We start from the raw sequence: 224 nt of genomic DNA on the forward strand, positions 1-224 counted from the left end.
AGTTAATATCAACTTCCTATAAAAAAAGCTTTCAAGAACAACATTTCTAAAATGAGCACTTAGATCCCTATTGTCTGCTGCTAAGTAAAGTTAGCGATTACTTAATCAGTATTAATGACCTCAATCGTATGGAGTTAGTGCGAGTATGCTTTTATTTCAAAACAGAAGAAGCGTTATCCAACCCTTCTTCGTCTGAAAGTACCTCTTGGCGTAGCGCAATTTTA

At 35.3% G+C, this 224-nt stretch carries 1 pseudogene; it reads left to right on the top strand.

The window, feature by feature from the left end:
- Window positions 1-65: 65 nt before the first annotated feature.
- Window positions 66-224 (top strand): annotated as a pseudogene (locus tag V6256_RS15660) (class I adenylate cyclase); the annotation flags it as partial.

The organism is Psychromonas aquatilis (assembly GCF_038155185.1).
GTDB lineage: Bacteria > Pseudomonadota > Gammaproteobacteria > Enterobacterales > Psychromonadaceae > Psychromonas > Psychromonas aquatilis.